The organism is Paracoccus alcaliphilus (assembly GCF_028553725.1).
Lineage (GTDB): Bacteria > Pseudomonadota > Alphaproteobacteria > Rhodobacterales > Rhodobacteraceae > Paracoccus > Paracoccus alcaliphilus.
Map to the genome: position 1 here is coordinate 700,404 of NZ_CP067124.1, position 12,598 is coordinate 713,001.

Here is a 12,598-nt window from a genome sequence, read left to right on the forward strand (position 1 = left end):
GCTCCCAATGAAGGGCCGGTGCGGATTGCGCCCGGCATGTCTGATCTAACAGCTATGAAGCCGGGGCCGTCTGGTCAAGGGCGGCCATGACGCGATCCAGTAGCGGATCGGGCAGCTCCATCAGGCTGCGCGTCGCGGTCCACAGGATCGACAGGTGCAGCGGCCGGTCGGGCCAGATCCCGCGCAGCGCCGCGCGATAGGCGGCCATCTGCCGCAACAGCCCCTCGGGCACCTGTCCGGACTGGTCGGGCACCTGCATGTTGGTCTTGTAGTCGATGGCGTGGATGCCGCTGTCCGAGACCACCAGCCGGTCGATCATCCCATGCAGGATGCCGATGCCGGGCAGGGGCGCGGTCAGCGCCACTTCGCGCAGCACCTGCGCATCGGCGGGCGGAGACATTACCGCCGTCAGCTCGGGGGCCTCGATCACCTCGCGCGCCTCGGCCAGCAGATCGTCCAGTTCCTGCGCGTCGGGCAACCCGCCTTCGCCCCCGGCAAGGATGGCGCGGGCGGTTGCGGGCCAGTCACCGGCGGGCGTGCCGGGCAGATGTTCCAGCAGCAGATGCAGCCGCGTGCCGCGCAGCATGGCGGCGGCGGGATCGGCCTCGACCCCTTCGGGCAGTGCGGCGGCCAGCGCCTTGGCCCCGCCAAGCGCGGTCGCGGCGATGACCCGGGTGGTCGCCGGGGCAGGGGGTGCGGGCTGGCGGGTCCAGCCGGGCAGGGTCACGTCGGTTGTCAGGGCCACCTCGGCGGACACCTCGTCCTGCGGCCAGTCACCAAAGCTCAGCCGCGTGGCCTGCCCGATGCCGGGAATTTCGATGGCCGCGCGGGTCAGATCCGCCCGTGCGGCACCATCGGCGATCATGCCGTGCCAGCTGTCCAGAGGCTGATCGCCCGCATCCCCCGCCGCCGCCGCGATCAACCAGCTTTCGGCCCGGGTCAGCGCCACATAGAGCAGCCGCCGCCGTTCCTCGACCTGCCGGGCGTCTTGATCGGCCACGGCCTCGGCCACCGGATCGGGACGGTTGCCGGATGCCCCGCGCCAGACCGGGCGGTCATTCAGCCGCACCGTGCGGGCGCGGTTGTCGGGGCGGCGCTTCTGGGTTTCGGGCAGGATCACCACCGGGCTTTCCAGCCCCTTCGATCCGTGAACCGTCATCACCCGGATCAGCCCGCCCGCGCCGCCGGGCAATTGCCGTTTCACCTCGACATCATCGGTGGACAGCCAGACCAGAAAACCGGTCAGCGAGGGCGTCTCGATGGTCTCGAAGGCCAGCGCCTGCGACAGCAGTTCGTCAATGCCGTCCTCGGCCTCGGGGCCCAGCCGCGCCAGCAGCGCCTGCCGTCCGCCATGCCGCGTCAGCAGCCGCGAAATCACGTCATAGGGCCGCATGAAATCGGCCTGACCCGCCAGATCGTTCAGCACCTCGCGCGCAATTCCGTGATCCGAGGCGCGCAATTGCTGCCACAGCGTCCGCCGCCCGCGCCCCTGCGCCAGCCGGAACAGATCGTCCTCGGTCAGCCCGAACAGGGGCGAACGCAGCGCGGCGGCCAGCGACAGGTCGTCCTCGGGCGTGGCCAGCACCGACAGCGTCGCCAGAATGTCGCGCACGGCCAGTTCCGCTGCCAGTTTCAGCCGGTCGGCCCCGGCCACCGGCAGCCCGGCCAGCTTGCAGGCGCGGATCAACTCCTCGAACAAGGCGCCGCGCCGCTGCACCAGGATCAGCACATCGCCGGCCGAGATCGCCCGCACCCGCCCCGATTTGGCGTCGAGGAAGGGCGTGCCGATCAGCCCCTTGATCTGTCCCGCCACCGCCTCGGCCAGCAGTTTCGAGGCGGCATTTTCCGCCGGGGCATCGACCGGGCGGGTCCAGTCGCCGGGCTCGGGCCGGTCGGGTTCGGACAGCACCGGCCAGATATCGACGCGACCGGGCAGGTCGCCGCGAAAGGCGATATGGTGTGGCGGATCGCCCAGACCCTGCGCAGCATCGCCCTGAAACACCGCATCGACCAGCCGCAGGATCGCGGGCGAGGATCGGAAACTGTGCGCCAGCCCGCGATTCTGCATCGGGCGCTTTACGGCCTCGAAATCGCGGCGGAAACTGTCGCGCATATCCTCGAACACGGCGATATCGGCGCCCTGGAAGGAATAGATCGACTGTTTCGGATCGCCCACCACGAACAGCGTCCGGGGCCGGTCACTGGCGCCACTGGTGAATTCGTCGGTCAGTCGGCGGATGACGCGCCATTGTTCGGGGCTGGTATCCTGCGCCTCATCGACAAGGATATGGTCGATACCGCCATCCAGACGGAACAGCACCCATTGCGCCATGCTGGATTCCTCCAGCAACGCGGCGCTGCGCAGGATCAGGTCGTCGAAATCCAGCCAGCCATGCGCGGCCTTGCGGCTGGTCAGCCGGGCGCAGAAGGCATGTGCGAAGCGGTGCAGCGCCAGCGTCGCCTGCACGGCCTCCAGCGCAAGGGCATGGGGGCGGGCCTCCTGGACCCGCGCCATCAGATCCTCAAGCTCGGCCATGAAGGGGGCGGCGGCGCCGGTTCGCAGATCCTTGGTCGGCAGGCTGCCGATCTTGGCGGCAAAGGGCTCTTTCGCGCCCGCCCCGGTCAGCAGCACCCCCGCCAGCAACCACAGATCATCCATGCCGGGATCGCGCCAGTTGCCCTGCCGCAAGCGGTCGGCCAGCTTCAGATCGGTGCTTTTGCCAGTCGCCAGCACCGGGATCAGCGCATCGAACAGATCGGATTCGTCGCCGGTAAAGACCTGCGCCAGCAGCCGGTCGCGATCCATCCCCGCAGGCAGTCCCAGCGCCGCCGAAATCGCCGCCGGATCGGGAGGGGCGGCGAAATCGGCGGGCTTCAGCGCGGCCAGAAACCCGTCCAGATTGTCGCCCGAATGCAGCGCGACCAGATCGCCCATGACCGGGTGGCCCTCATCCGCCATTTCCTCGACGATTTCGGCGCGAAGCGCGCGGGCGCTGCGGTCGTCCAGTTCCGCAAATCCCATCGGCACCCCGGCCTCCAGCGGGAAACGCCGCAGCAGCGCCGCGCAGAAGCTGTGGATGGTCTGCACCTTCAACCCGCCCGGAGCCTCGATGGCGCGGGCGAACAGCCGCCGGGCCTCGGCCAGATCGGGGGTGCCGGTCTCGCCCAGATCGGCCAGCGCGCGGCGCAGGTCCGGTTCGGGCAGCATCGCCCATTCGCCCAGCCGTTTCAGCAGGCGGTTCTGCATCTCGGTCGCGGCGGCCTTGGTATAGGTCAGGCACAGGATGCGTTCGGGCGCGCAACCGGCCAGCAGCAGCCGCGCCACCCGATCGGTCAGCACCCGCGTCTTGCCCGAGCCGGCATTGGCCGTCAGCCATGTGGATCGCGCGGGGTCCGCCGCCGCGATCTGGTTCAGCGTCGCCTCATCCATGATCGCCGACCTTTTCCGGGTGGGTTTCATCGGCCAGCGACCATTCGCCAAGGCGCGACAGATGCCCGTAATCGCTGTCATATTGCATCAGTTCCGGCGCGCGCATGGCGGTAAAGCCGACCTCGCCGCTGACATAAAGCCGGATCATCCGCACAAATCCGTCCCAGTTTTCCTTTTCCAGCTGCGCGTCGAAACTGCGCTGATGCGTCCGCCCGTCGCCGCCCAGCTGGATATAGCGGATCGCCGCCACATCGACCTGTCCCAGCGCGCCAAAGCCGCCACGGCTGGCCATCGCGGCCTCCAGCACCAGTTGCTTGTCGAAATGCGCGATCTGGGCATCGGTGGGCGGCTTGCCGGATTTATAGTCATAGATCACCGCCCGCCCGTCATGCAAAAGGTCGATCCGGTCGGGCTTGGCGGTCAGGCGGACATCCATGCCCGGCAAGGCCTGTCTGCCGCGTTCCTCGACCACCTGCGGGCGGCCCTCGGCCAGTCGGGCCAGTTCGTCGCTGACGATCTGGTCGGCGATGCGCTCGATCCGGGCCTGCCAGAAGACGCGAGCCGAGGGCCAGGGAACATCCTCGGCCAGCACCCCGGCGGTGATCGCCAGCAGCCGGTCGCGCAGCACTGCGGGCGGGGTGTCGGCATCGGGGCGGGTGCGCAGCAACCGCTCGACAATGCTGTGCAGCGTGACGCCGCGCAGCGCCGCATCGGGTTCGGGCCGCAGCGAGGGCAGGGGTCGCAGCCCCAGCACCCGCTTGGCATAGACGGCATAGGGATCGCGGATCAGCAGCGCCACATCGGTCACCGGCAATTCCGTCAGCGGCGGCGCGGGCGGAATGGGCGAGGGGCGGCGCGCGGGGGCCACGGGCACCGTCGGCCGGGCCAGCGCCGCCGCCATGTCCAGCCAGTGGCGGCCACGGTTACGCATATCCGCCAATGCCTGCGGCCCGCCCTGATCGGGCAGCCCGGCCATCAGGTTGGTCAGCCGGTTCAGCCAGCGCGAGGGGATCGTCTCGGCCTCGGCATTGCGGCGGGCGCGGGTCAGCACGACGCGGCGGGCGCTGATGCCCTGCTGAAAGTCATGCGCGGCCAGCCCGATCACCCGTTCCGGCAGGGTCAGCCCCGCCGCCAGCCGCATCTGCCGCGACAGCCACGGATCGGGGGACAGCGCCTGCGGCCAGCCGCCTTCGTTCAGGCCGGACAGGATGACATGGCCGTGGCAGAAGATCCGCGCCTCTCGTGGACCGCGGATGCGCAGCAGGGGATGGGCATCGGCATCGCCGCGCAGGGCCTGCTGGCCCAGTTCGTCCAGCAGCAGCGCGGAAAAATCGCCGGGGTCCATATCGGGGCCTTCGGAGGCATGGGCGGCCAGATGGTCCATCACCGCGCGGGCCATGCGGCCGGGCTTTTCCTTCCACAGCTCGGACGCCTCGGGGTCGCCCGAAGGGCCTGCGGCCAGCGCCTCGGCCAGGGCGCGCAGATCGGCCAGCCGGTCGGGCAGGGGGCGCGGCGCGTGATCGGCGGCGAAACCGGCGATCCGGTCCAGCAACGCGGCCACCCAATCCGCCCAGACCTTGCGTTCGGCACCGGCGCGGCTGCCCCAGTCGCGCAGCGCCGCGCCATCGGGAAAGGCCGGGCCATTCCGGCGCAGACGCAATTCCAGTTCGCGCGACTGAAGCCGCGCATTGTTGCGGGCTTCGGTGCCGGCGCCGGTCGCGGTCAGCGGATGTTTCAGCAGGATCAGCAGCTTGTCGATGGTCAGGGGCTGGCCGAACAGCCCGGCGACATGGCGCAGGAACAACCCCGGAGCGGTCAGCGGCAAGGGCCTGCCCGCGCTGTCGTCGGGGCGGATATGCCAGCGGTCCAGCGCCGCAACCACGCGGCGGATCAGGGCGCTGTCGGCAGCGATCAGGGTGATTTCCTCGTCGCGTTCGGCGGCGCCGCGCATGACCAGCGCGATCGCCTCGGCCTCTTGCCCCGGCTGGTCGGCCTCGATCAGGGTCAGGCCGTCGGTCGCGCCGCGCAGATCGGACAGCAGCGGCCCCTCGGCGATCCACTGATCGGTGACCGGCGCCGGGCGCAGCGCCAGCGACACCAGCGCATTGCGCGCGACCGAGCCTGGCTGCGCCGCCGTCCAGGGCTGGGGATAGCCCGCCGCACGGATCAGCGGCGCGAAACGAGCCTGCGGGTGATCCTCGGCGCGGGCGTCCAGACCGTCCCAGATCGCCTGCGGCTGGTCCCAGTCGAAACCGGGCAGCACCACGGCGCCATTGGGCAGGCTGGCCACCGCCTGCATGAACATCCGCGTCGCCCCGTGCGAACCGGTCGAGCCCGCGACGATCACCGGATCGGCGGGCAGGTTCACGCCCTGCGCCCAATCGGCCACCAGCCGTTCGGCCAGTGCCCGCTGGCGCGCGGCGCGGTCCAGCATCGGGCCGGACAGGTGGAAATCGGCGGCGATGCGCAGGAAGGCCAGCGCGTTCTGCCAGTGACGGGCGTGATCGCCGGTGTCGATGCGTTCCAGCGCGGTGGCGTCCAGCCCCTCGGTCTGCATCTCGGTCATCAGATCGGCCAGCGAATGGGCCAGCGCCGGAACCGAGTGCCCCGCCGCCAGATCGGGCCGCGCCTGCAACAGCCGGTCGATCAGCCGCGCCAGTTGCAGCCTGCGCACCAGCGGCGCGGCCAGAGGGCCGCTGTCATGGGCCGGGCCGGGATCGGTCACGATACGCATGCGCGGCATCAGCATCGGTCCCGCTGCATCGAAGGCCGCCTGCATCGCGGTCAGGGTGCGGCTGGCATTGGCATAAATGGTGACGCGGGCCATCGCCTCGGGCGGCTGGTTGCGCATCCGCTCCAACAGGCCCGCGACGAATTCATGGGCGAAATCGACGCCGGGCGGCAGGGCGAAAAGGCCGGGTTGCCAGTCAGACATGGGTTTGGGGTGCTTGGGTGTGGGTTTCGGCCAGCATGGCCTCGGCCTCGGCAATGGCTTCGGGGCGGCCGACATCGCACCAGCCGCCTGCATGGACCATGCCGAAGGCGCGGCCCCGCGCGATCAGCAGGTCCCACAACAGATTCAGCGAAAACACCTGATCGGGGATATCGGCCAGCAGGTCGGATCGGATGATCTGCGCCCCGGCATAGACGAAATCGCCCAGCCGCGCGATCCTGCCCTGCGCGTCTATCGCGAAATCGCCGCCGCCCAGCCGCGCCCGCGCCTGCGCCAGCGGCACCAGCGCCAGCAGCGCGTCCATGTCGTCCCGCCATGCCTGCGCCAGCGTGGCCAGAGGGTTCGGCCCGGTCCAGACCACATCCGGGTTCAGCGTCGCCACCGGACCCGCCCCCAGCAGCGGCAGCGCCTTGCGCAAGCCGCCGCCGGTGTCCAGCAGTTCGGGCTCATGGCTGATCGCCACATCGGTTCCTGCCAGATGATCGGCGATCTGCCCGCCCAGATAATGCGTATTGACCACGATCCGGTCCGCGCCCGCCTGCCGCCCCATCTCCAGCGCCCGGTCCAGCAGGCTGCGGCCCGCCACCTTTATCAGCGGCTTGGGGCGGGTATCGGTCAGCGGTGCCATGCGCGTGCCAAGACCCGCGGCAAAGATCATCAGGGGCGGCATTGACGGCGGATCCTTTCGATGATGGCGGCGTCCGGTGCGGGCAGATCGTTCACCACCCGCGCCAGCGGTGCAAGCGCGCGATGGGTAAGATTGCGCGCGATATATCCCCAGACACGCGGCATGAAATCCAGATAGCGCGGCTTGCCGTCGCGTATGCACAACCGGGTAAAGATGCCGATGATCCGCAGGTTCCGTTGCGCCCCCATCAGCGCATAGGCGGCGCGGAGGCGGTCCGCGTCCATCCCGGTGGCGGTCAGATAGCGGGCGATGCAGGCGGCCTCGATCTCGGGCGGGACCTCCCGGCGGGCGTCCTGCAAGGCGGATACCAGATCATAGGCTGGATGGCAGGCCACCGCGTCCTGATAGTCGATCAATCCCATCGGATCATCCCCGCGCCAGATCAGGTTCTCGGCATGAAAATCGCGCAGGGCCAGCACCGGGGCGGCATCAGCGGCCAGTTCCGCATGAAGCCGCGCGATCAGTGGCGCGATGGCGGCGGCGGGGCCGGGGTCCGCGCCTGCGGCCTGCGGATACCACTGCGCGAACAGCGCCACCTGATCGGCCATGACCGGCCCGTCCAGAGCCGCCACGAAATCCGGCACCGGCTGGCGGTGCAGATCGACCAGCAGATCGGTGATGCGGGCATAGATGGCAGGGGCCTGCGAGGGCTCGCGCTCCAGCACCCGGGCGACCAGATCGTCGCCCAGATCCTGCACCAGCAACAGTCCGGCATCGGCATCCTGCGCCAGAATGGCGGGCGCGCCAAAGCCGTGATCGCGCAGCCAGCGGGTCACGGCAAGGAAGGGCGCGGTGCCATCACCCCGGTCGTCCATCAGCACAGCATGACCCTGCGGACCGTCCAGCCGGAAATAGCGCCGGGCCGAGGCATCCCCCGCCAGCGGCAGCACCCTTGCCGCGCCCCAACCTGCCTGCGCCACGAATGCCGCCCGCTTGGCCGCGCGGGGCTGATCGGCGTCGCCTGCCAGCGTGATCCGGCGCAGCGCCGGATCGGGCAGGGGCGACAGCGCGATGGTCAGCGCGCCGTCCGGCACCGCCTCCAGCCGGTCGGGCCATTCGATCAGGCAGATGGCGTCCTCCATCGCGTCGTCCAGCCCCAGCTCGTCCAGCTCGGACGGATCGGACAGACGATAGAGGTCGGCATGCCAGATCTCGGTCCCCATCGGATCGTCATAGGTCTGAACCAGCGTGAAGGTGGGGCTGGGCACGTCCTCGGCCCCATCACCCTGCCGGGCGCGGATGAAGGCGCGGGCGAAATGGGTCTTGCCGGCACCGACCGGGCCGTCCAGCAGAATCACCTGACCGGGCCGCAGCGTCGCGGCCAGCATCCGTGCCAGCGCGGCGGTCAGGTCTTCGTCAGCGGTCAATGTGGTGGTCGGGGTCACGGTCATGCCCCGGTTCTAGCGGCGACGGCGCGGCTTGGGAATGACCCACGGGATTGCCCACGCCCCAGCCCACGCCCCAGCCCACGCCGACGTGTGATGCATCGCGCGGCACGGCGCGCTAATCTGCCCCCGATGAATGACGGAGTCGACATGCGCATCCTTGCCCCGATGGTCCTTGCCGCGATCCTTGCCTTGCCCCTTGCGGTCCGCCCCGCCCATGCCACGCAGGAATATTACCTGCCGACGCTGTTCGACGTGGCCGATGTGGCGCTGGACGATGTGTTGAACATCCGCCTTCAGCCCGATGCGAATTCGCCGGTCATCGGCACCCTGCCCCCCGACATGAAGGGCGTCGAGGTGGTCGAGGAAACCCGCGGCTGGGGCCGGGTGAACAGCGGCGAGGGCAGCGGCTGGGTCTCGATGCGCTATCTGACCTATCGCGTGGATGTGTGGGAGCCGGGCGAGTTGCCCGAACATTTCCGCTGTCTGGGCACCGAGCCGTTCTGGGGCTTCAGCGTCGATGGCGGTGAGGTCGTGCATACCGAGCCGGATCAGACCTCGCCCGAGCCGCTGAAGGCGATTCTGGACAGCGGCGTCTTTCGCCATCCGCTGCGGACGGTCATATCCGACACGATGACGCTGGTCGCCGTGCCGCAACTGTGTTCGGACGGAATGTCGGACCGGATGTATGGGATGCAGGCGACGCTGATCCATCACGGCGATCAGCCCAGCATGCAGACCGGCTGCTGTCTGATTCAGGAGTAGAGCTCTCTTGTCGGGCGTAAGTTTCGCCACGATACAACTGCAAGGCATCTCTTGTTCCTGATTCGTCGAAGCCCGCATTGTGTCCGGCTTCGGGTCCGCGAATGCCGCTAATCCGCCTGTTTTCAAGGCACGGCGCCGATGGGTGGCGTGGACGCGACTGCGCGGCGGTTTTCCCATCGCATCGCCGCTGCCCGGCCAGCGGCCAATCGTTAACCATTTGGCTTTGCTGCCGGAAGCGCAGATGCGCCTGTCCCTGCTGGCATGGGCGGTCGGACGGGGGCTGGCGATTTCCCTGTGCAGCGGCGATCCGCCCTCTGGTCGTTCTTCTTGACCTTGGGGGATGAAGGGTTGACAAAAACGCTCAAGAAAGGGATTCCCGGCGCGCTGATGAGCCAGTGCCGAGATTTTCCCTGATCTGTGGCGCAAGCCTGAATGAACACAATCTTTCCATCTGGAGGCGTATCCGGCGCTGAACGTGATCAAGATGGAACCGGCACAAACAGGAAGATGTCGCGTCATGCTCAACTGTCCCGCTGATCGGAAAACTGAACGTCCGGTGTCGCTGAAATCACGCGCATCTGCGGCCCTGCCGCTGTCTGCGCTGTTGCTGGCGATGTCGCTGCCCCTGTCGGTGCAGGCGCAGGACGCCCCCACGCCCGGCCAGCCGCCCGCCGCCGAAGCACCTGCGACGGAAGCACCTGCTGCCGAAGCGCCCGCAACAGAGGTCCCGGCCCCCACGCCCGAGGCACCGGCTGCGGAAACCGGCACGACCCCGGCGACGGACACCCCCGCAACTGACGCACCGACTGCCGCCGAGACCCCCGCAGCGGATGCTCCTGCCGCGGGGTCTGAAGCCCCGGCTGATGCCGCGCAGACGCCCGCGGCCGGTGCTGAAACGCCCGACGCGACGTCCGCGACCACGCCTGATGCCGCGACGCCTGACACCGAGACCGACGCGCCTGCCCCTGCCGCTGGGCCCGCCATCGACGCCCCCGAGATCGAGCCTTTGCCGGCGGAAGAACCCATGCCCTCGCTGATCGAAGACCCGGCGGGCGCCGTCACCTATATCCTGTCGCGCCCCGAACGTCGCGACGATCTGCCCCACGACCTGACGCCCTGGGGAATGTTCCGCGCAGCCGATATCGTCGTGAAACTGGTGATGCTGGGTCTGGCCTTCGCCTCGCTGGTGACCTGGACCGTGTGGCTGGCCAAGACGCTGGAAATCGGCGGCGCCAAGGCGCGCGTGGCCAGCGTGCTGAAGATCGTGCGCTCGTCGCGCAGCCTGTCCGAGGCCATCGACCGCGCCAGCACCAAAAGCGGCCCCGCCGCCCTGATGCTGCGCGCCGCCCGCGAAGAGGCCGAGATGTCCGATGCGGCCATCGCCCATGTCGGCGGCGACGGGCTGAAAGAGCGCGTCTCCTCGGCCCTTGGCCGGATCGAGGCCGCCGCCGGGCGCCGCATCTCGAAAGGCACCGGGGTTCTGGCGACGATCGGTTCGACCGCGCCCTTCGTCGGCCTGTTCGGCACCGTCTGGGGGATCATGAACGCCTTCATCAGCATCTCGGAATCGCAGACGACCAACCTTGCCGTGGTGGCGCCGGGCATCGCCGAGGCGCTGCTGGCCACCGGCCTCGGCCTTGTCGCGGCCATTCCCGCCGTGGTCATCTATAACGTCTTTGCCCGTTCCATCACCGGCTATCGTCAGGCTTTGGGCGATGTTGCCGCCGGGGTCGAGCGTCTGATCAGCCGCGATCTGGATTTCCGCGACGTGCCCACAGCCGTCGCGCCGGGACTGCGCAATCACGCCAGCGCGGCGGAGTAAACAGTCATGGCCGGTGGTATCAGAGAAAATATTGGCGACGATCTTCCCGAAACGCACGAGATCAACGTCACCCCCTTCATCGATGTGGTGCTGGTGCTGCTGATCGTGTTCATGGTGGCCGCGCCTCTGGCCACCGTGGATGTGAATGTGGACCTGCCGGGTTCGACCGCCCAGCCTGCGGAACGGCCCGACACGCCGCTGTATCTGACGCTGCAATCCGATCTGACGCTGACGCTGGGCAACGATCCGGTGGCGCGTGACGCATTGGCCGCGCAGCTGGAGCAGGTGACCGGCGGCGACCGCGAGACCCGCATCTTCCTGCGCGCCGACAAGGGCGTCGATTACGGCGATTTCATGGAGATCATGAACCTGCTGCGCGGCGCCGGTTATCTGAAGATCGCGCTGGTCGGGCTGGAGGTCCTGTCGCAGCCCGCAGCCGACGCCGAAGGCACGGCGGCACCCGCAGCGGAGAACGCGGAATGAGCACACCGCCCAAGCCGGGCCGGACCTGGGCCCATGACCTGACGCGACCGCCCAGTTTTGGCCGCACCGCGCTGTGGGCAGGTGCGGCAGTGGCGGCCTTTGCCGCCCATGCGGGCGCGGTGGCGCTGGCGCTGCGGGAACCGCCTGTGATCGCCTCGGACGGGCCGCCCCCGGCGATCATGATCGAACTGGCGCCGATGCCCGAAGTGGCCAATGTCGAGGAAGACCAGACCGGCGAACAGCAGGACAATGTGCAAGAGGTCGAGGAACAGCCCGAGCCTGAACCCGAACCGGAAGAAATCGTCGAACCGGAGCCTGAACCGGAACCCGAGCCAGAGCCGGAAGAGGTCGTGGAACCCGAACCAGAGCCTGAACCGGAGCCGGAAGAGATCCCCGAGGAAATGACCGAGGTCGAGGAGGCCGCGGTTCCCATCGCCGCCGCCCGTCCGTTGCCCCGTCCCAAGCGCGAGATCCGCCGCGAAGAGCCGCGCCGCGAGGTCAGGCGCGAGGAACCGCGCCGCGAACCCCCGCGTCAGGAACAACCGCAGCAACAGCAGACCCGCGCCGCCGCGCAGCAGGCACAGCAATCGACGCGCAATGCCGCGCCTCAGGCCAGCAGCGGTCGCGGCGCGTCCTCGGTCTCGCCCGCGCGCTGGCAATCGCGCCTTCAGGCACATCTGGAGCGGCGCAAGCGTTACCCCAACGGCGCAAGGTCGCGGCGGGAACAGGGTATGGTCCATGTCAACTTTACCATCGACGACGCGGGCAATGTGCTGGGTGTGTCGCTGGCCCGGTCCTCGGGCTTTCCCGAGCTGGATCAGGCGGCGGTGCAGGCGGTTCAGCGCGCCTCGCCCGTGCCCGCCCCGCCGCCGGGGGTGAACAAGAACATCACCGCGCCGATGAACTTCAACATCAGGTAACGGCGCAAGTCATACCGACTGGAAGGCCCGCGATCCCCGTCGCGGGCCTTTTGCCGTCGTGCAGGTTTTCCGGCCATTGCGGCGGTTTTTTCGCGCGTGGGGGTTGAAATCGGGCAGCGGCTTCCCAGTTTTGACCCAGCGGCCCGGGCCCC

At 69.0% G+C, this 12,598-nt stretch carries 8 protein-coding genes; 4 read left to right on the forward strand and 4 right to left on the reverse strand.

The features are described 5' to 3' along the window. Positions 1-52: 52 nt before the first annotated feature. The 4 genes from addA to tsaE are packed head-to-tail and all read right to left on the reverse strand — an operon-like array spanning position 53 to position 8,462. The gene (gene addA, locus JHW40_RS03750) at positions 53-3,430 is read right to left on the reverse strand and encodes a double-strand break repair helicase AddA (protein WP_244519135.1); all 3,378 of its coding nucleotides are present in this window, start codon (positions 3,428-3,430) and stop codon (positions 53-55) included. Then, the gene (addB, locus tag JHW40_RS03755; protein WP_090611132.1) at positions 3,423-6,365 is read right to left on the reverse strand and encodes a double-strand break repair protein AddB; all 2,943 of its coding nucleotides are present in this window, start codon (positions 6,363-6,365) and stop codon (positions 3,423-3,425) included. Before addB ends, addA begins: the two co-directional genes overlap by 8 nt. Continuing rightward, complete coding sequence (locus JHW40_RS03760; protein ID WP_090611131.1) at positions 6,358-7,053, reverse strand: nucleotidyltransferase family protein; 696 nt, start codon at positions 7,051-7,053, stop codon at positions 6,358-6,360. Before JHW40_RS03760 ends, addB begins: the two co-directional genes overlap by 8 nt. After that, positions 7,041-8,462 (reverse strand): tRNA (adenosine(37)-N6)-threonylcarbamoyltransferase complex ATPase subunit type 1 TsaE, encoded by a 1,422-nt coding sequence (tsaE, locus tag JHW40_RS03765; RefSeq protein WP_090611130.1) that lies wholly within the window; start codon positions 8,460-8,462, stop codon positions 7,041-7,043. Before tsaE ends, JHW40_RS03760 begins: the two co-directional genes overlap by 13 nt. 144 nt (positions 8,463-8,606) lie before the next feature. Here tsaE and JHW40_RS03770 point away from each other — a divergent pair, with 144 nt between their 5' ends. The 4 genes from JHW40_RS03770 to JHW40_RS03785 all read left to right on the forward strand — a co-directional run bounded on the left by JHW40_RS03770 (position 8,607) and on the right by JHW40_RS03785 (position 12,446). Continuing rightward, positions 8,607-9,221, forward strand: a complete 615-nt coding sequence (locus JHW40_RS03770; protein WP_170851766.1) for a COG3650 family protein — start codon at positions 8,607-8,609, stop codon at positions 9,219-9,221. Between the two features lie 556 nt (positions 9,222-9,777). Continuing rightward, positions 9,778-11,043, forward strand: a complete 1,266-nt coding sequence (exbB, locus tag JHW40_RS03775) for a tonB-system energizer ExbB (protein ID WP_244519134.1) — start codon at positions 9,778-9,780, stop codon at positions 11,041-11,043. Positions 11,044-11,049: 6 nt separating this feature from the next. Then, positions 11,050-11,526, forward strand: a complete 477-nt coding sequence (gene exbD / locus JHW40_RS03780) for a TonB system transport protein ExbD (protein WP_090611127.1) — start codon at positions 11,050-11,052, stop codon at positions 11,524-11,526. Next, positions 11,523-12,446, forward strand: a complete 924-nt coding sequence (locus JHW40_RS03785) for an energy transducer TonB family protein (RefSeq protein ID WP_090611126.1) — start codon at positions 11,523-11,525, stop codon at positions 12,444-12,446. The genes exbD and JHW40_RS03785 overlap by 4 nt, the downstream gene beginning before the upstream one ends. Positions 12,447-12,598: the final 152 nt, after the last annotated feature.

What these genes read in the sequence shown, in the direction of transcription:
- addA (WP_244519135.1), bottom strand. Translation starts at nt 3,430, where the DNA reads ATGGATGAGGCGACGCTGAACCAGATCGCGGCGGCGGACCCCGCGCGA.
- addB (WP_090611132.1), bottom strand. Translation starts at nt 6,365, where the DNA reads ATGTCTGACTGGCAACCCGGCCTTTTCGCCCTGCCGCCCGGCGTCGAT.
- JHW40_RS03760 (WP_090611131.1), bottom strand. Translation starts at nt 7,053, where the DNA reads ATGCCGCCCCTGATGATCTTTGCCGCGGGTCTTGGCACGCGCATGGCA.
- tsaE (WP_090611130.1), bottom strand. Translation starts at nt 8,462, where the DNA reads ATGACCGTGACCCCGACCACCACATTGACCGCTGACGAAGACCTGACC.
- JHW40_RS03770 (WP_170851766.1), top strand. Translation starts at nt 8,607, where the DNA reads ATGCGCATCCTTGCCCCGATGGTCCTTGCCGCGATCCTTGCCTTGCCC.
- exbD (WP_090611127.1), top strand. Translation starts at nt 11,050, where the DNA reads ATGGCCGGTGGTATCAGAGAAAATATTGGCGACGATCTTCCCGAAACG.
- JHW40_RS03785 (WP_090611126.1), top strand. Translation starts at nt 11,523, where the DNA reads ATGAGCACACCGCCCAAGCCGGGCCGGACCTGGGCCCATGACCTGACG.